General features: G+C 68.4%; 13 protein-coding genes. 8 read left to right on the forward strand and 5 right to left on the reverse strand.

Features of this window, described 5'->3' with window-relative positions; genetic code table 11:
• The first annotated feature begins 20 nt into the window (after nucleotides 1-20).
• From AB0876_RS18980 to recD, 7 genes are all read left to right on the forward strand, one after another.
• Nucleotides 21-869 carry a DUF8453 domain-containing protein gene (locus tag AB0876_RS18980; RefSeq protein ID WP_526042607.1) on the forward strand — a complete coding sequence of 283 codons (849 nt, stop codon included), beginning with the start codon at nucleotides 21-23 and terminating at the stop codon, nucleotides 867-869.
• Between the two features lie 23 nt (nucleotides 870-892).
• Entirely contained in the window at nucleotides 893-1603 is a 711-nt protein-coding gene (locus tag AB0876_RS18985) for a crotonase/enoyl-CoA hydratase family protein (RefSeq protein ID WP_526042608.1), read from the forward strand.
• 353 nt (nucleotides 1604-1956) lie between these two features.
• Nucleotides 1957-2433: a MarR family winged helix-turn-helix transcriptional regulator gene (locus tag AB0876_RS18990; RefSeq protein ID WP_526042609.1), complete on the forward strand. Its 477-nt coding sequence runs from the start codon at nucleotides 1957-1959 to the stop codon at nucleotides 2431-2433.
• Nucleotides 2430-3680 carry an MFS transporter gene (locus AB0876_RS18995; RefSeq protein WP_526042610.1) on the forward strand — a complete coding sequence of 417 codons (1251 nt, stop codon included), beginning with the start codon at nucleotides 2430-2432 and terminating at the stop codon, nucleotides 3678-3680. The genes AB0876_RS18990 and AB0876_RS18995 overlap by 4 nt, the downstream gene beginning before the upstream one ends.
• 24 nt (nucleotides 3681-3704) lie before the next feature.
• Nucleotides 3705-6890, forward strand: a complete 3186-nt coding sequence (recC, locus tag AB0876_RS19000) for an exodeoxyribonuclease V subunit gamma (RefSeq protein WP_526042611.1) — start codon at nucleotides 3705-3707, stop codon at nucleotides 6888-6890.
• Nucleotides 6887-10141, forward strand: a complete 3255-nt coding sequence (recB, locus tag AB0876_RS19005; RefSeq protein ID WP_526042612.1) for an exodeoxyribonuclease V subunit beta — start codon at nucleotides 6887-6889, stop codon at nucleotides 10139-10141. Before recC ends, recB begins: the two co-directional genes overlap by 4 nt.
• On the forward strand, nucleotides 10141-11802 hold the full coding sequence (gene recD, locus AB0876_RS19010) for an exodeoxyribonuclease V subunit alpha (RefSeq protein ID WP_526042613.1): 1662 nt from the start codon (nucleotides 10141-10143) through the stop codon (nucleotides 11800-11802). Before recB ends, recD begins: the two co-directional genes overlap by 1 nt.
• Here the strand turns inward: recD and AB0876_RS19015 are convergent.
• The 3 genes from AB0876_RS19015 to AB0876_RS19025 all read right to left on the reverse strand — a co-directional run bounded on the left by AB0876_RS19015 (nucleotide 11799) and on the right by AB0876_RS19025 (nucleotide 14338).
• Nucleotides 11799-11948, reverse strand: coding sequence for a hypothetical protein (locus AB0876_RS19015; RefSeq protein WP_526042614.1), 150 nt, complete (start codon nucleotides 11946-11948; stop codon nucleotides 11799-11801). The two genes, recD and AB0876_RS19015, sit on opposite strands and share 4 nt — an antisense overlap.
• 160 nt (nucleotides 11949-12108) lie before the next feature.
• Nucleotides 12109-12528: a hypothetical protein gene (locus AB0876_RS19020; protein ID WP_135359486.1), complete on the reverse strand. Its 420-nt coding sequence runs from the start codon at nucleotides 12526-12528 to the stop codon at nucleotides 12109-12111.
• A gap of 73 nt (nucleotides 12529-12601) precedes the next feature.
• On the reverse strand, nucleotides 12602-14338 hold the full coding sequence (locus AB0876_RS19025) for an alpha/beta fold hydrolase (RefSeq protein WP_526042615.1): 1737 nt from the start codon (nucleotides 14336-14338) through the stop codon (nucleotides 12602-12604).
• Nucleotides 14339-14469: 131 nt separating this feature from the next.
• Here AB0876_RS19025 and AB0876_RS19030 point away from each other — a divergent pair, with 131 nt between their 5' ends.
• Nucleotides 14470-15126 (forward strand): TetR/AcrR family transcriptional regulator, encoded by a 657-nt coding sequence (locus AB0876_RS19030; protein ID WP_526042616.1) that lies wholly within the window; start codon nucleotides 14470-14472, stop codon nucleotides 15124-15126.
• 6 nt (nucleotides 15127-15132) lie between these two features.
• Here AB0876_RS19030 and AB0876_RS19035 read toward each other — a convergent pair whose 3' ends face one another.
• Nucleotides 15133-16500 (reverse strand): 9-bladed beta-propeller domain-containing protein, encoded by a 1368-nt coding sequence (locus AB0876_RS19035; protein WP_526042617.1) that lies wholly within the window; start codon nucleotides 16498-16500, stop codon nucleotides 15133-15135.
• A gap of 2 nt (nucleotides 16501-16502) precedes the next feature.
• Entirely contained in the window at nucleotides 16503-16997 is a 495-nt protein-coding gene (locus AB0876_RS19040) for a hypothetical protein (RefSeq protein ID WP_491837779.1), read from the reverse strand.
• Nucleotides 16998-17011: the final 14 nt, after the last annotated feature.

Below are 17011 nucleotides of genomic sequence, written 5' to 3' on the forward strand. Positions count from 1 at the left end.
GTCCGTGATATACCCACTTGGTGGGGATCATCGATTCAGTCACGGAGCGGGGGCGTGAGTTGGCTAGTTTCGAACCGGGTGCATGGACTGCGCTCGCAGCATGGGTGGCGATTGCCGTCATCGTCGTCGCGTTGATCTATGCGTGGCGGCAGTATCTGAAGGCCAGGGATCGGCGCGCCGAGCTGACCCAGCCGAATGTGTCGATGTTCATGGAGCCGAGCAGTGCCGATTGGCACCTGGTGGAGCTGGTCGTCCGTAACTACGGCCAGCGGCCGGCGTACGGGTTGCGGTTCGAGTTCGCGAACCCTCCCACGGTCGGCAAGTACGAGAGCTCATATGACGACAACTTCGTCGACATCGTGCCGTTGAACCTGCCCGCGGAGATCCCGTATCTGGCGCCGTCGCAGGAGTGGCGCATCGTGTGGGATTCGGCGCTGGACCGCAAGCAGCTCGGTGAGGCGATCGCGTCCCGCTTCGACGGGGCGGTCACCTACTACGACGAGCCTGGCTCGGCCGGCAAGCCCAGTGGCCGCAAGCTGCGTAACACCGCAGTGCTGGATTGGGCGACGCTGCCGCCGGTGGACCGCATGGAACTGCTGACCACCCACGATCAGGCCCGGCGGGAGAAGCAGAAGCTGGAGTTGCTGCGTGGCGTGCTGACGTATTTCCAGTACGCGGCCAAGGAGACGGACGAGCAGAAGCTGCGTTCGGAGATCAACCGGATCAACGCCATGGGCGCCGAGATGCGCTCTCGCTGGCGCGATCGCTACGAGGCCGGCGACGACGATGACGATGATTACGACGATGACGATCCCGAGACCGACCTGATCAAGCCGGCGGCGACCTCCGGCAGGCGTCACCGGGCCTGAACCCACTCGCTAGCATCAGTGCGATGAGCAGCCTGGTGAGCTACGAGCTCAACGATGCCGTGGCCACGATCACGATGGACGACGGCAAGGTCAACGCACTGTCACCTGCAATGCAGGCCGAGATCAACGCGGCGCTGGATCAGGCCGCCGCCGGTGCGGCTGCCGGCGAGGTGAAAGCCGTGGTGCTGGCGGGCAATTCGAAGGTGTTCAGCGGCGGGTTCGACCTGAGCGTGTTCTCGTCGGGCGACGCGGCGGCGACGCTGGGCATGCTCGCCGGTGGTTTCGAGTTGTCGGTGCGGTGCCTGAGTTTCCCGGTGCCGGTGATCATGGCCGCCACCGGTCACGCCATCGCGATGGGCTCGTTCCTGCTGCTGTCCGGTGATCATCGGGTCGGCGCCGTGACATCGCGGTGCCAGGCCAACGAGGTGAAGATCGGCATGACGCTGCCGATCGCCGCCATCGAGATCATGCGCATGCGCTTGACCCGCGCGGCCTTTCAGCGCGGGATCGCCATGGCGGCGGTGTTCACCGGAGACGCGGCGATCGCGGGCGGCTGGCTCGACGAGGTCGTCGAGGCCGACGCAGTGCTGTCCCGCGCCCAGCAGGTGGCGGCCGAGGCCGCAGCGACCCTGCACACCGGCGCGCACGTGGCCAGCAAGCTCAAGGCCCGCGCCGAGGCCCTGACCGCGATTCGTGCAGGAATCGACGGCCTGGCGCAGGAATTCGCGGGGTAGCACGCTGGCGCGGTTTCGCTTTTCGCTTCACACGAGGCTCACAGTCACGGCGCGGCGAGACCTGCTCGTCCTACCTCAGGCCACCAGAGGATCGGCACACTACGCGGCGAATTGCAGTCAGGATCAAGCAGCGATCCGCCACCTTGTTGATGACGGCCTGAAGGTACGCCCGGTCGGCCCCGCTGATACCACCGCACAACATGCACCGGCCGTCCGTCGCACTGGTTCACGATCGGCGACGCTGTGAACGCGACGACGAAAGTATGCCCGCCTCTTCAGCGACCTTTTGTCGCAAACAGGCGGGAGAGCGTCAAGCGCGGACCGCTCGTCGACATTCGCTCCAAAATATATGTATGTGCTATGCACATATACTGCCTCGCTACAACCAACTCGATGAGCTTCTGGTGCGCATCCACATCGTCCGGCAGCGCCCCGGTTGGCGACGCCGGCTGATCGACGCGTCGGGCAGCGTCCCGTCCCTGTCGACGCTGCGGGTGCTCCGTGCCGTCGAGCAGCGGGAGAAGGCCGGGCAGAGCGCCTCGGTCGGCGAGGTCGCCGAGTACATGGCCGTCGAACACTCCACCGCCAGCCGCACCGTCGCCAATGTCGTCGCCGCGGGCCTGCTCACCAAAACCCAAGACGCCGAAGATCAGCGCCGGTGCGTCCTCACCCTCACAGAAGACGGCCGCAAGGCCCTGGCCGACGTCACCGAACGGCGCCGCGAGATGGTCGCCGAGACCGTGGCCGAATGGCCCGAGTCCGACGTCGACAAACTCGTCGACCTGTTGGAGCAGCTGGTCACCGATTTCGAGCGGGGAGTGAGCTCGTGACAGCCCAGACTGCTACCCGCCCGCAGCCGCGCGGCGCCCTGCGGCTGATATTCGACCCGGTTTTCGGTGCCCTGTTCTGGGGCAAGATGTTCTCGGTCGTCGCGGTGTGGACACACGGCATCGTCGCGGCCATCGTGATCTTCGACGCCACCGGCTCCGCGGTGATGGTGGGCATGGTCGGCGTGGCACAGTTCCTGCCTCAGCTCATCCTGAGCCCGACCAGCGGCAAGTGGGCCGACATCGGCGACCCGGCCCGTCAGATCCTGTGGGGCCGGGTGTTGTGCATCATCGGCTCGGGTTCGACAGCACTCTGGCTGGCCCTGGACCCCGACCTGCAGGGCACGGCCGCGGCGATACCGGTGCTCGTCGGCTCCACCCTCGTCGGCTTCGGTTTCGTCATCGGCGGCCCGGCCATGCAGTCGGTGGTGCCAAGCCTGATCCGCGACGGCGAGCTTGCGACGGCCATGGCGCTCAACAGCATTCCGATGACCATCGGCCGCATCCTGGGCCCGGCGATCGGTGCCTTCCTGGCGGCGCGGCTCGGTGCGGCGCCCGGCTTCGCGATCAGCGCGGGCCTGCACCTGGTGTTCGCGATCTTCCTGCTGCTGGTGACCTTCCCGGCCCGGCCGGAACGCAGCCCGCACGGCGACTATCGGGTGCGCGCGGCACTGGCATACGTATGGCGGGACCGCCCACTGCTGCTGGCATTGCTGGCCGTGGCGACGGTCGGGTTCGCCTCGGATCCGTCGATCACGCTCACCCCGTCGATGGCCGAGGACCTCGGCGGCAGCGCCCACCTGGTGGGCGCGCTCTCGGCGGCGTTCGGCGTCGGCGCAGCGCTCGGCATGGTGGCGCTGGCGTCGATGCGCGGACGGCTGGCGGCCGCCCGGGTTTCGGCGATCGGGCTGTGGCTGCTCGTGGCCGGCTGCGGGCTGCTCGCCGCAGGTACGGTCACGGCCGTGGCGCTGGCCGGTTTCGCGGTCGCGGGGCTGGGCTTCGGTTGGGCGATGACGGGCCTGAGCACTGTCGTGCAGGAGCGGGCCCCCGAGGAACTACGGGGTCGCATCATGGCGCTGTGGCTGGTCGGATTCCTCGGGTCGCGCCCGTTCGCGGCGGCGTTGTTGGGCGGCGCGGCCGACGTGTTCAGCGTGCGGGTGGCGTTCGTCATCGCCGGCGCGGTGACCCTGGCGGTCGCACTCGCGGCCCGACCCGCCGCTCTGTCGGCACCAAACGCGGCAACACTCTGACCGGGTCTCCTATCGTGTCTTTCGATGGGATTGCACCTGCACCGGGCCGAGCGCACCGATCTGCTCGCCGACGGGCTGGCAGATCTGCTGTCGCACCCTCCGACTGACCCGTTCGCCCAGGAGCTCGTGCTGGTCCCGGCGAAGGGTGTGGAGCGCTGGCTGAGTCAGCGGCTGTCGAACCGGCTGGGGATCTGCGCGGCGGTCAAGTTCCGCAATCCGCGTTCGTTGATCGCCGAGCTGACGGGAACGGCCGAGGACGATCCGTGGTCGGCCGACGCGATGGCCTGGCCACTGCTGGCGGTCATCGACGACAATCTGGATCAGCCGTGGTGTGAGCCGGTGGCCACGCACCTCGGTCACTTCGAGACCGGCGACGAGTACGAGCTGCGTCAGGGCCGGCGCTATGCGGTGGCCCGACGGTTGGCCGGCCTGTTCGCGTCCTATGCGCGGCAGCGCCCGCAACTGCTGGTCGATTGGGCGGAGCTACCCGACGACCTGTCCTGGCAGGCCCCGCTGTGGCAGGCGCTCACCGAGCGCATCGATGCCGAGCCCCCGCATGTCCGGCACGCGGAAACCCTTGCCCGGCTTACCGATTCACCCAGTGATCTACCCGAGCGCCTGTCGTTGTTCGGGCACACCCGGCTGCCGGTCACCGAGATCGAGTTGCTCACCGCGCTGGCCACCCATCACGATCTGCACCTGTGGCTGCCGCACCCCAGCGACGACCTGTGGCGGTCACTGACCGCGCACACGGGTCCACTCCCCCGCCGCGAGGACACCAGCCACCGCGATGTGGGCCACCCGCTGCTGGCCACCCTCGGCCGCGACCTGCGGGAACTGCAGCGTGGGCTGCCGATCCCGGACACCGACGAATATCTCAGCGGCACAGGTTATCCCAACACCGTGTTGGGCTGGCTGCAGTCCGATATCGCGGCCAACGCGGTCCGGTCGGCCGGGCGGGTGCCGCGGCTGTCGGACCGCTCGATTCAGGTGCACAGCTGTCACGGCCCGGCCCGGCAGATCGAGGTGCTGCGGGAGGTGCTGTTGGGCCTGCTCGCCGATGACCCGACGCTGGAGCCGCGCGACATCCTGGTGATGTGCCCCGACATCGAGACCTATGCACCGTTGATCACGGCCGGGTTCGGGCTGGGTGATGTGGTGCGCGGCGCGCATCCGGCGCACAAGCTTCGGGTGCGGTTGGCCGATCGCGCTCTGGTGCAGACGAATCCGCTGCTGTCGGTGGCGGCGTCGGTGCTGACCCTGGCCGGTGGGCGGGCCACTGCGAGCGAGGTGCTGAACCTGGCCGAGTCACCGCCGGTGCGGGCCCGGTTCGGATTCACCGACGACGATCTGGAGGCCGTCACCGCCTGGGTGCGTGAGGCCAACATCCGGTGGGGTTTCGATCAGGAGCACCGCAGCCCCTACGGCGTCGAGTTCCTGCACAACACCTGGCGTTTCGGGATCGACCGGGTGCTGGCCGGGGTGGCGATGTCCGACGATTCGCACGCCTGGCTGGGCACCACGCTGCCGCTCGACGACGTCAGCAGCAACCGGGTCGAGCTGGCGGGCCGGTTCGCCGATTTTGTCGACAAACTCAGTAAAGCTGTCCGTGATCTGAGTGGAGTCCGTCCCCTCGACGAGTGGTTGTCGGCGCTGGGAACCGGGATCGAGGCGCTGGCGTACTCCGACGAGGAATGGCCCGCGGCCCAGGTGCAGCGTGAGTTCGCCGAGATCGGCGAGGCTGCCGGTGCGGGCGAGACACCGATGCGGCTCAGTGATGTTCGCGCGCTGCTGGATCGGCATCTGGCCGGACGGCCGACGCGGGCCAACTTCCGCACGGGCACCCTGACCGTGTGCACCATGGTGCCGATGCGCTCGGTGCCGCACCGGGTGGTGTGTCTCGTCGGGTTGGACGACGGGGTGTTTCCGCGGCTGGGTGCGGTCGACGGGGACGACGTGCTCGCCCGCGACCCGCGCACGGGTGAGCGCGACATCCGCTCGGAGGATCGCCAGCTGCTGCTCGACGCGATCGGGGCGGCCACACAGACGCTCGTGGTCACCTATACCGGCGCCAACGAATACTCCGGTCAGGCCCGCCCGCCGGCAGTGCCGCTGGCCGAGTTGCTCGACACGCTCAGGGTGACCGCCCAGCAGCCGGTGGAGGTCGTGACCACACACCCGTTGCAGCCCTTCGACATTCGCAACGTCACCCCCGGCGCCCTGTTGCCCGACGGGCCGTTCACCTTTGATCCCACTGCGCTCACCGCCGCGCAGGCCAGCGCGGGCCGGCGGGCCGACCGGCCGGCGTTCTTCGCCCACCAACTGCCGCCGCGGCCAACCGAGGATGTCGCGCTGGAGGATCTCGTCACGTTCTTCAAGGATCCGGTGAAGGGCTTCTTCCGGGCCCTGGAGTACACCCTGCCCTGGGATGTGGACGGGGTGTCGGATGTGATGCCGGTGGACATCGATGCGCTGGAGGAATGGACCGTCGGCGATCGCATGCTCGGCGACATCATGGGTGGCATGACCCCGGCCGATGCCCAGCAGGCGGAGTGGCGGCGCGGCACCCTGCCGCCCGGTCAGCTCGGCTGGCGCCGCGCGATCGCACTGCGTGATCGGTGCGCCCTGCTGGCCACCGACGCCCTGCGGTACCGGGACGCCGACCCGCAGGCCTATGACGTCGACATCGACCTGGGGACCGGACGCCGGATCACCGGTACCGTCTCGCCGGTGTTCGGCGAGAGGCTCGTGTCGGTGACGTACTCCAAGCTCGACGGCAAGCATCTGCTGCAGTCCTGGATTCCGTTGCTGGCGTTGGCCGCCGGGCATCCCGACCGGGACTGGTCGGCCGTGTGCATCGGGCGGCCCCGGCGCGGCGACACCCCGCGCATCGAAGGGTTGGGCCGTCCGGACAATCCGGTCGAGCTGCTGGCCGATCTGGTCGCCATCTACGACGCGGGCCGCCGGGAGCCGTTGCCCCTGCCCATCAAGACCTCCTATGCGTGGGCGGCGGCCCGCTACGCCGGTGACGACCCGGAGCGTGAGGCCGGGTTCCGCTGGCGCAGCGGCAAATTCCCCGGTGAGGACGAGGCACCCGCTCATGTGCGGGCCTGGGGCCGGAGTGCGCCGTTGAGCCGCCTGGAGGGCCTGGGCGAGTACTCCGAGCGGTTGTGGCTGCCGCTCCTGCAGGCCGAGAGGTCCACCCGGTGAACGTCTTCGACCTACTCGGCCCGCTGCCGCAGACCAACAGCACCACGGTGCTGGAGGCCAGCGCGGGCACCGGAAAGACCTTCGCGCTGGCCGGTTTGGTGACCCGCCTGGTGGCCGAGGGGGCGGCGACGCTGGATCAGATGCTGCTCATCACCTTCGGCCGGGCCGCCAGTCAGGAGTTGAGGGAGCGGGTGCGGGCCCAGATCGTCGGCGCCCTGGCGGCGTTGGAGGACCCGTCACGCGCCGACAACGATCTGCTGCAGTATCTGGTCGCCGAGGACCAGCAGGCCCGTGGACAGCGGCTGCGCGACGCGCTGGCCGGTTTCGACGCAGCCACCATCGCGACCACCCACCAGTTCTGCCAGATCGTCCTGAAATCCCTCGGCGTGGCCGGGGACAGCGATTCGGGTGTGACCCTGGTCGAGAGTCTTGACGAGTTGGTATGCGAGATCGTGGACGATCTGTATCTCGCCCACTTCGGTGCTCAGCGGGATACCCCGGAGCTGGGGTATGCCGAGGCGCTGCGGCTGGCCCGGGTGGTGGTGGCCAATCCGGCGACCGAACTGCGCCCGCTGGATCCCGAACCGGAATCCCCGGCGGGCATTCGGGTGGCGTTCGCGCGGGCGGTGCTGGCGGAGTTGGAGATTCGCAAGCGCCGCCGCGGCGTGCTGGGTTACGACGATCTGCTGACCCGGTTGGCCGGGGCGCTGACCGCGGAGAACTCCGCGGCGCGGGTGCGGATGGCGCAGCGCTGGCCGATCGTGATGGTCGACGAGTTCCAGGACACCGACCCGGTGCAGTGGCAGGTGATCGAGCGGGCGTTCTCCGGCCGGTCCACCCTGATCCTGATCGGTGACCCCAAGCAGGCGATCTACGCGTTCCGCGGCGGCGACATCGACACCTATCTGCGGGCCGCGGCGACTGCGGGCGACAAGCAGACGCTGGGCACCAACTGGCGCAGCGACAGTGTGCTGGTCGACCGGTTGCAGGCAGTGCTGCGCGGTGCCGAACTCGGTGGCCCGGACATCGTGGTGCATGACGTGCAGGCACACCATCAGGGGCACCGGCTGGCCGGGGCACCGTACAACGATCCGTTCCGCCTTCGCGTGGTGACGCGGAACCGCACCGGCACCAAGGTGATTCCGATCGCCGATCTGCGCCGCCACATCGGCAGGGATCTGGCCGCCGACATCGGCACGTTGCTGAACAGCGACGCCACCTTCTGCGACAGACCATTGCAGGCGGGTGACATCGCGGTGATCGTCGAGACCCACAAGGACGCCCGGGCCTGCCACACCGCACTGCTCGAGGCCGGTATCCCCTCGGTCTACACCGGCGATTCGGACGTGTTCAATTCCGAGGCAGCCGAGGACTGGCTGTATCTGCTGGAGGCCTTCGATCAGCCGCACCGACCCGGGCTGGTGCGGGCCGCGGCCGCCACGATGTTCTTCGGGGAGACCGCGGAAACCCTTGCCGCGGGCGGTGATGCGTTGACCGACCGGGTCGCCGACACCCTGCGCACCTGGGCCGGCCATGCCCGCGATCGGGGCGTCGCAGCGATCTTCGAGGCCGCGCAACTGGCGGGCATGGGCAGGCGGGTGCTGTCCTGGCAGGGCGGGGAACGATTGATGACCGACCTGGCCCACATGACCCAGTTGCTCGGCGACACCGCCCACCGCGAAGGGTTCGGGCTGGCCGCGCTGCGGGACTGGCTGCGTACTCAGCGCAGCGAGGGCGGTGGCGCCTCCGAGCGCAACCGCCGCCTGGACAGTGACGCGGCGGCGGTGCAGATCATGACGGTGTGGGTGAGCAAGGGGCTGCAGTTCCCGATCGTGTACCTGCCGTTCGCATTCAATCGGTATGTGCCGGAACCGGATCTGATCCTGTTCCACGACGAGGGGGTGCGCTGTCTGCAGATCGGCGGCCCCGACCCGGCGGTGACCCGCGCCGGCCGGGCCGAAGCCGCTGCCGACGACAGCCGCCTGACGTATGTGGCGATGACGCGGGCCCAGTCGCAGGTGGTGGCCTGGTGGGCACCGTCGAATGACGAACCGAACGGCGGCCTCTCGCGGCTGCTGCGCGGGCGTGCCCCCGGGCAGGCCACAGTGCCCGACCGGTGCACTCCGGCCAGGGTCTCCGATGACGATGCACTGGCCCGGCTGCGGGCCTGGGAGGCCGCGGGTGGGCCGGTGTTGGAGGAGTCGGTGGTCGGCGCGGTCATGCCGGTTCCGGTCCATGCGATACCGGATGATCTGGCGGCGCGGCATTTTCACCGCTCCATCGACACGGCCTGGCGGCGAACGTCGTATTCGGGGCTGCTGCGGGCGGCCGAGGATGGCGAACACTCCGGGGTGTCCAGTGAGCCCGAGGTCGTCGAGCTCGACGACGAGTCGACCGACATCACCGTCGTCGCGCCCGCCCAGGGCGCCGACGTGCCCTCTCCCATGGCCTCACTGCCGACGGGAGCCGCGTTCGGCTCGCTCGTGCACGCGGTGCTGGAAACCGCCGACCCACTGGCGGTGGATCTGACGGCCGAGCTGCGAACCGAGGTGCGACGGCACGCGGCCCGCTGGCCGGTCGAGGTCGAGTCCGGCGAGCTGGCCGCCGCTCTGCTGCCGATGCATGACACCCCGCTGGGACCGTTGGCGCCGGGGGTGACGCTGCGCCAGATCGGGTTGGCGGACCGGTTGTGCGAGTTGGACTTCGAGTTCCCGATGGCGGGCGGCGATCTGCGCGGCGGCGAGTTCGCGCGGTTGGCCGAAATCGGCGCCTTGCTCGACGAGCATCTGCCTGCCGACGATCCCGTGGCTGTGTATGCCGAGCGATTGTCGACCGGGCTGCTCGGCCGTCAGCCGTTGCGCGGCTACCTGTCCGGTTCGGTGGATGTGGTGCTGCGGATCGGTCAGCGTTTCGTGATCGTCGACTACAAGACCAACTGGCTGGGCACCGGCGACGCGCCACTCACCGCGGCCGATTACGGGCGGGACCGGATGGTCGAGGCCATGCTGCACTCGGACTATCCGTTGCAGGCGTTGTTGTACAGCGTTGTGCTGCACCGGTTCCTGAGCTGGCGGCTGCCCGACTATGACCCGGCCACACATCTGGGTGGGGTGCTGTATCTGTTCGTGCGCGGGATGTGCGGGGCGCAGACGCCCGTGGTCGACGGGCACCCGGCCGGAGTGTTCAGCTGGGAACCGCCCGCCGCGTTGGTCATCGCGATGTCGGAGCTACTGGACAAGGGAGCCCGGTGATGTTGGACGCGTTCGCCGAGATCCTGGAGCCCGCCGATGTGCAGGTGGGCAGGCGGCTGAGCACGCTGGCGGAGGAGACCGATCCGCGGGTCGAACTCGCTCTGGCCCTTGCGGTGCGGGCGCTGCGCGGCGGCTCGGTTTGCGTGGACCTGCGTTCGGTGGCCGAGCAGTCCCAGCTGCCCGATCTGCCGTGGCCACCGGTCGACGAGTGGTTGGCGGCCGTGGCGGACAGCCCGCTGCTGGGCACTCCCCCGGTGCTGCGGTTGTTCGGAGACCTGCTGTATCTCGACCGGTACTGGCTGGAGGAGCAGCAGGTGTGCGACGACGTGCTGGGCCTGGTCGCCAGCAAGCCGGGTGGCCTGGCTCCCGACGTGGCGCGGTTGTTCCCACCGGGTTTCGAGGAGCAGCGGGCTGCGGCGAAGGTGGCGTTGTCGCAGGGGCTGACGGTGCTCACCGGCGGGCCGGGTACCGGCAAGACGACCACGGTCGCGCGGTTGCTGGCGCTTCTGGCCGAGCAGGCCGCGTTGGCCGGCCGTCCGTCGCTGCGGATCGCGCTGGCCGCACCGACCGGCAAGGCCGCGGCCCGTCTGCAGGAGGCGGTCCAGCTCGAGGTGAACCGGCTCGATGCGGTGGACCGCGAGCGGATTTCGGGCCTGCAGGCCACCACGCTGCATCGGCTGTTGGGGTCACGCCCGGACACGTCGTCACGGTTCCGCCACCATCGGGCAAATCGGTTGCCGCACGACGTGATCGTCGTCGACGAGACGTCGATGGTATCGCTGACCATGATGGCCCGGTTGTTGGAGGCGGTGCGGCCGCAAACCCGGCTGCTGCTGGTCGGCGACCCAGATCAGCTCGCCTCGGTGGAAGCCGGGGCGGTGTTGGCCGATCTGGTCGATGGGCTGGGATCGCGTGGAGTCGCAGCGCTGCAAACCTCGCACCGGTTCGGTGAGTCGATCGGTGCGCTGGCCGCAGCAATCCGGGCCGGTGACGCCTCCGGCGCCGTCGAGGTGCTGGCGGCCGGCGGCGAGCATGTCGAGTGGGTGGGTACGGACACGAGCGAACGGCTGCGGGAAGTGCTTGTGCCACATGCCCTTGCCCTGCGCCAGGCGGCGATTCTCGGGGACGACGGTGCGGCACTGGAAATTCTCGACGAGCATCGGCTGTTGTGCGCGCACCGCCACGGTCCGTTCGGTGTCGCGCAGTGGAACCGCCAGGTGCAGCGGTGGCTGGCCGAGGCGACCGGCGAACCCATGTGGGCGTCGTGGTACGTGGGGCGCCCAATCCTGGTGACCGCCAACGATTATGGGCTCAAGCTGTACAACGGCGACACCGGTGTCACCGTGGCCACCCCGGACGGGGTGCGCGCCGTGGTCGGTGGAGCCGTCGGCGGGTCCGCGTCATTCGCCACCGGCCGGCTCACCGAGGTGGAGACCATGCACGCCATGACGATTCACAAGTCCCAGGGCAGCCAGGCTGACGAGGTGACCGTGCTGCTACCGCCGGAGGATTCCCGCTTGTTGACCAGGGAGTTGTTCTATACCGCTGTAACCCGGGCCAAGACGCGAGTGCGCGTCGTGGGGTCCGAAGCGGAAATCCGCGCGGCTATCGCCCGGCAGGCAGTCCGTGCGACCGGCCTGCGAAAGCGGCTGAAGCTCTAAACGGCACGTCCGGCGAAAAACGCGCCGGAAATGAGACCGATCACGAGTGCCAGGGTGGGAAGACCCATTGCCACTGCTACTACGACGCCGGCGACCGCACCGATGCCGAGCACCAGCAGGAGTGCCCCAACAAATGCTCCAAACATTGACCGCCCTTTCGTATGACAGCGATCACAATGTACATCGTCCGTGTGCTGAATCACATACAGATGAGGCACCAATTTGGTTAACGATCTGGCGGCAAAATGTATAGCTGAGCTCGGTATATGCCTTGTTCAGCGCACCTCAGCGAACTCGGAGGCGGCGCTATCCCGCACCCGACACGCTCAGCGCCCAGAACGCCAGCAGGTTGAGGGCCACCAGGCTCAGCAACGAGATCGCAAACGCGCGTCCCCACCAGCGTCTGGGCGCCGCGAACGGCAACACCAGCGCCCAGAAGAGGCTCACCGGCACCGCGAGCAGAACGCCGAAGACAATGCCGTAGCCGTGTGGATCGGTGGCCGGGTTCGTATCGAAGGCCGAACTCAGCACCACATAAACGATCAACGCCCAGAACGCCACGGCACAGCCGCCGATGACTGCTGCGAAGCACCGGACGGTCAGCACGACTTGGGATTGCTGACCTCCGGGCGGGGGCGGGGGAAGGTAGGCCTGGGGCGCGTACATCTGGGGCCCGTACCGGTCGACCCACTCGTGCGGGTATTCCTCTGGCGGTGTCTGCTCCACAGCAACCCCCCGGTTCGGCGTCCTCACCAGGATAAAGGCGCAGCAGTGGAGCCGCGGGCACCGATTTCTGCGGTCAGACCGTCACCGGCACCGACTGTCCGGCCAACGGTTCGTACACCGCGTATTGGAACAGCGCATCGAGGAGCGGTCCCACCAACCCGTCCCACGGCGTCGCCTGCACCGGTTCGGTCGAGGTGAAGGGCAGCACCACCGCGGTGGCGGTGCCCGACGGGGTGGGGATCTCGATGCTTTCCTGCGGCGCACCGTGCACGCCATTGCCGGTGCCGTCGTACATGTCGTTGATCCAGCCGGCCGAAATCACCTTGACCGCATCGACATTCTGCGGCTGCGAGAATCCGGCGATCAGGTACTCGGCGAATTGCAGGATCGGGTTGGCACCCTGCAGTCCGTCGATGTGCCGCCCACCGACGAGCATCACACCGTTGAACTCGCCGGGGCGGGCGGTCTGCAGTTCCTGGCCGACCGTACCGTTGCGATTCCACACATACGGATCTGACGAAATGAGCAGCACCGGACGGTAGTTGGCACCACTCAGCTGGTCCAGCGCCTCGGGCATGTCGTTGTGGGTGTCGACCGCGTCGAGCAGCACCACCCCGGCCAGGTCGTCGACGGCGCCGTTGTCGACCATGCGTCCGGCGGCGCCGGTGACCAGCATTCCGCCCAGAGAATGCCCGACGAGGACGAACCTGGACGGCAGCGTGACGGGGTGACCGGCTGCCGCGCTGGCGCTCGCGGTCAGTTCGGGCCGGTCATCGGCGAACAGGTCTGCCACGGACTGCTGCATCGGTTCGCCGCCGAGCCATTCACCGTTCGGGTCGAACAGGTTCGACGAGAGCGTGGGGACGACGACGATGCTGTTGGTTTCCTCCGCCAGGTAGGCCGCGGTGTAGCTGTACATCGGGCCGGTGGCCATGAATCCGTGCTGCAGATAGATGACGCCGGTGGCGGAGTCCGGGTCTTCGGGGAAGTACCAGTCGGCGCGGACGGTCTGGTTGGTGCCCGGCATGTCCAATGTCGAGGAGCGGACGGTGACATTGCTGCCCGGCGGGAGCACCGGCGGGCCCGAGAACACCTGCAGCGCAGCGCCGACCACGTTGAACACCAGCGAGCCGACGATGTTGACCAGCGGCGGCGCCGGCCGTGACGCGGTGAGCGGGGTGGCGATGGCGGCGATGGGCTTGACGATCTGGCGGTCTTGGGCGGCAACCGGTTTCGTGACCAGGTCACCGATATCCGCGAGCAGGGCACGGCTCTGGGTCGGGACGCGGTCGACGAGCGTGCCGACGGCTTCAACAGGCGGCGCCTGCGTATCGGCCGGACGGGTGATGGCCTCAACGGCGTCGGCGATGTCCGGCGCCTTGTCGGCCACCGCGGCAACCGCAACTGCCACGGGGCGCTTCGTCGCATCACGCCGCGCCGTCGCCTTGGGGCGTGGAAGTGATTGTGCAGTACGCAGGTTCGGCTTTCGGTCGGCAAGGTCGGTCAGCGCGGTGCGCGCGCGACCAGTGAGATCGTCGACCAGGTCACGTGCCTCGGAACGTGTCGTCGCAGCCTTCGGCACGGAGAGCTTCGGGCGCTTCTCCGTGCGCGGACCGAGCCGGGAACTCGGGTCGCGCTGCTTTTTCGCCGGACCAGAGTCATTGGCGGACTGCGTGGTTGACTTCTCCCGGCCGGGATCGGCGTGCGCCGTCGAGACCGCTCCCGCGATCAGGCCCATCCACAGGGCGACCACCAGCACGCCCCACGCCGTCGCCGCCACTGCATGAATTGCCCGCCCTCGTGTGGTCACGCAGGCACGCTAACCGCCACCATCGGCCGTCCGCAGGAAAATGAACAAATCAACAACAATGTTTCTTTACTGGCCGTTATCGGGGCATCCGGCATACTGAAATCCCCAACGCCGCCGACCAGGACAGTCGATTGCCAGCACCAGAACGTCGCCCCCGGGGCCGACCCGTCGGTGGCGGCAATACCGCCGAGCAGGCGCGCGAGGTGTTGATGGACGCCGCCGAACACCTCTTCGTCACCCGTGGATACCGGGCATCGACGATGGAGGTTATCGCCCACGAGGCCGGATATTCACGCACGGCGATCTACCGCCAGTTCACCAACCGCGACGAGCTGATCGCGGCCATGGTGCAGCGCACCACCCAGCGGCACATGGCGTCGATCATCCCCCGGATACCCGAGGATGCCGGGCCCATCTATCTGTTGGTCGAGAGCCTGGTGATCGTCGCGACCGAACTGGTGTCGGACCCACTGCTCAACACGATCGCCGACCAGACCCCCGACGGCACGATCGCCTCGTCGATCGCCACCGATTCCGAACTGACCGATCTGGTGACGACCACCATCAAAGCCATGATCGCGGAGGACGCCGCCCAGTTCCGCACCGGTCTCGACCCACACGACCTGGCGCAGTTCATCATCGCGACCGCCCTCGGTTTCCTGGTGAAGACCGTCCCCGACATCACCGAGCCCGACGCGGCGCGACGCTACATCGAGACCTTCGTCCTGCCGGCCATCGTGAAGAAACCGCCGCCGCCGCAACGGGTGTTCCCTGCCGGATCGGGATAGCCCCGGCTACTCCGCCCGCAGTCCCACCAGTTCCTTCGGGTTTCTGGCGATCAGCGCGGTCCCGACCTGTTCCACCACCCCGCGGCGGTCCGGCGCGGGCATCCGCCACAGGCGTTGGCAGGTGGACAGATCCGTGGCGACGATCTCATCGCGGGACGCGTGGTAGGTCGTGCTGAGGACGATGTGGCCGTCGGATCCGACGTAGTGGGTGAAATCGACCTGACAGCGTGTGCCGGGGTCACCGGTGTCCAGGCTCCACTGCTGCCAAGTCTCGTTGTCAGGGCCGTCCTCGCCCTGCCACACATACAGGTCACCGCCGATCACCCGGAACTTGGCCTGGCGGTAATCGACTGCGGCGCCGGGAAATTCGACGACCTGCCGGCCGTCGCGGGAGTACACCCTGACCACCGCCCGGTCGAGCACGATCGGGACGGTGGTGGCGTCCAACAGGTTGTATCCCGTCAGCTCCTGCTGGGCCAGCAGATCGCCGGACGCGTTGTAGAACAGCACACCGGCCACGTCCTGTGCCTCGTATTGATAGGCGAATCCGCCGGGGTAGACGGCCGCCCGTCGCAGCGTCGTGCCCGGCGGCGGTGTCGGGGTCCGCTCGGTGCCGTCGATCACGGAGAACACCCGGTAGGTCGGGTCTTCCGGCGTGGGGATCTGCGTCGCGAGGGTCAGAGGCGCGTCGTCGGCCACGGTCAGCGTCGGCACAGCGAGCTGGCCGCTGCCCGGGACGAACCACGTGCGCTCACCGGTGGCCCCGATTCCGTAGACACCCGTGCCCGGCACGGTGGCCACCAACCGGGTCTGCCCCAGCGGATTTCCGATCGCTTCGGCGACGGGCTCGGTGCCGTAACCCTCGATGAGCAAGTCGGTTTCGCCGGAGTGGGTGACCTGCCCCCGCGCCAGGTCGAGCACCCATACCCGGCGCGGCTGGGAGTGGGCGGTGTCCTCGTCGGTCAGGCATACCGCGGTCTGCTCGCCGTTCAGGTGACAGTTTCCGTCGAATCGGACGTGCAGGCCCTCCAACAGGATCGGGTCGAACAGCCTTGCGCCGGTGCGCAGATCGATGCCGTACACCCAGCCGCGGTATCCGTCCCCGCAGGACAGATCGCAGTCGGCGAGAAAATACCCCCGATCACCGGCGCTGCCGAACGGCTTTCCCACCGGTATCTCGTCGGGCAGCCCGATGTCGGCCGGAGTCAGCCGCCAGGCCTGCCTCGGTGGGTTCTGCAGCGAGAATCCGATCAGCTGCGGCGTCGGCGCGGGCGGCTCCGATTCTCGGCGTTGCACCCACAGCACCACCGCGGTCACCGCCACCACGACCACGACAGCCGCGGCCGCCAGCGCAACAAGCAAGCCCCGGCGCATCGCTAGAACACCCAACTGCCCGAGGGCTGCACAACGAAGCCGTGGTTCACGATCGGGTCGATGCAGGCGACCCCGTCATCGGTCACCGCGCAGGTGATGTTGACGGCGGTGAGCTTGTGGCCGGGGGCCAGCCTCGGATATCCGGCCGGCGGCGGACAGGTCCCGCGGCCGCGGCCGAAGGACGAACCGATCCCGTCGCACGACCCTTCCATCTCGCTCTGCGGCGCCTCGGCGGGCAGGCCGACGATGGTTCCGCTGCACCCCGGGACGACGTGGTCGTTGTGGTCTGGGCGGTAGTCCCATGTGCACGTCAGGGTCGGCGTGGTGAAACCGATCCTGGAGGCCTTGAGACCGTGCTGGACATACGGCGCGGGATCGACCGCGGAGAACGCGTCGAGATCCGGAAAGCCGGGCGGTGCGGCGGCGGCGGTCGGTGCCGTCGCACCGGCGAGGACGATGGCTGCCCAGGAGGCCGGCACCACGAATGCACGACGCACGGTCCAATGCTAAG

This window comes from Mycobacterium sp. NPDC049093 (genome assembly GCF_040704635.1).
In the GTDB taxonomy this organism is placed as follows: domain Bacteria; phylum Actinomycetota; class Actinomycetes; order Mycobacteriales; family Mycobacteriaceae; genus Mycobacterium.

Excerpts from the sequence above, each read along its gene's own strand:
- recC (WP_526042611.1), top strand. The coding sequence starts at position 3,705 with ATGGGATTGCACCTGCACCGGGCCGAGCGCACCGATCTGCTCGCCGAC.
- AB0876_RS18985 (WP_526042608.1), top strand. The coding sequence starts at position 893 with ATGAGCAGCCTGGTGAGCTACGAGCTCAACGATGCCGTGGCCACGATC.
- AB0876_RS18990 (WP_526042609.1), top strand. The coding sequence starts at position 1,957 with ATGTGCTATGCACATATACTGCCTCGCTACAACCAACTCGATGAGCTT.
- AB0876_RS19015 (WP_526042614.1), bottom strand. The coding sequence starts at position 11,948 with ATGTTTGGAGCATTTGTTGGGGCACTCCTGCTGGTGCTCGGCATCGGT.
- recD (WP_526042613.1), top strand. The coding sequence starts at position 10,141 with ATGTTGGACGCGTTCGCCGAGATCCTGGAGCCCGCCGATGTGCAGGTG.
- AB0876_RS19035 (WP_526042617.1), bottom strand. The coding sequence starts at position 16,500 with ATGCGCCGGGGCTTGCTTGTTGCGCTGGCGGCCGCGGCTGTCGTGGTC.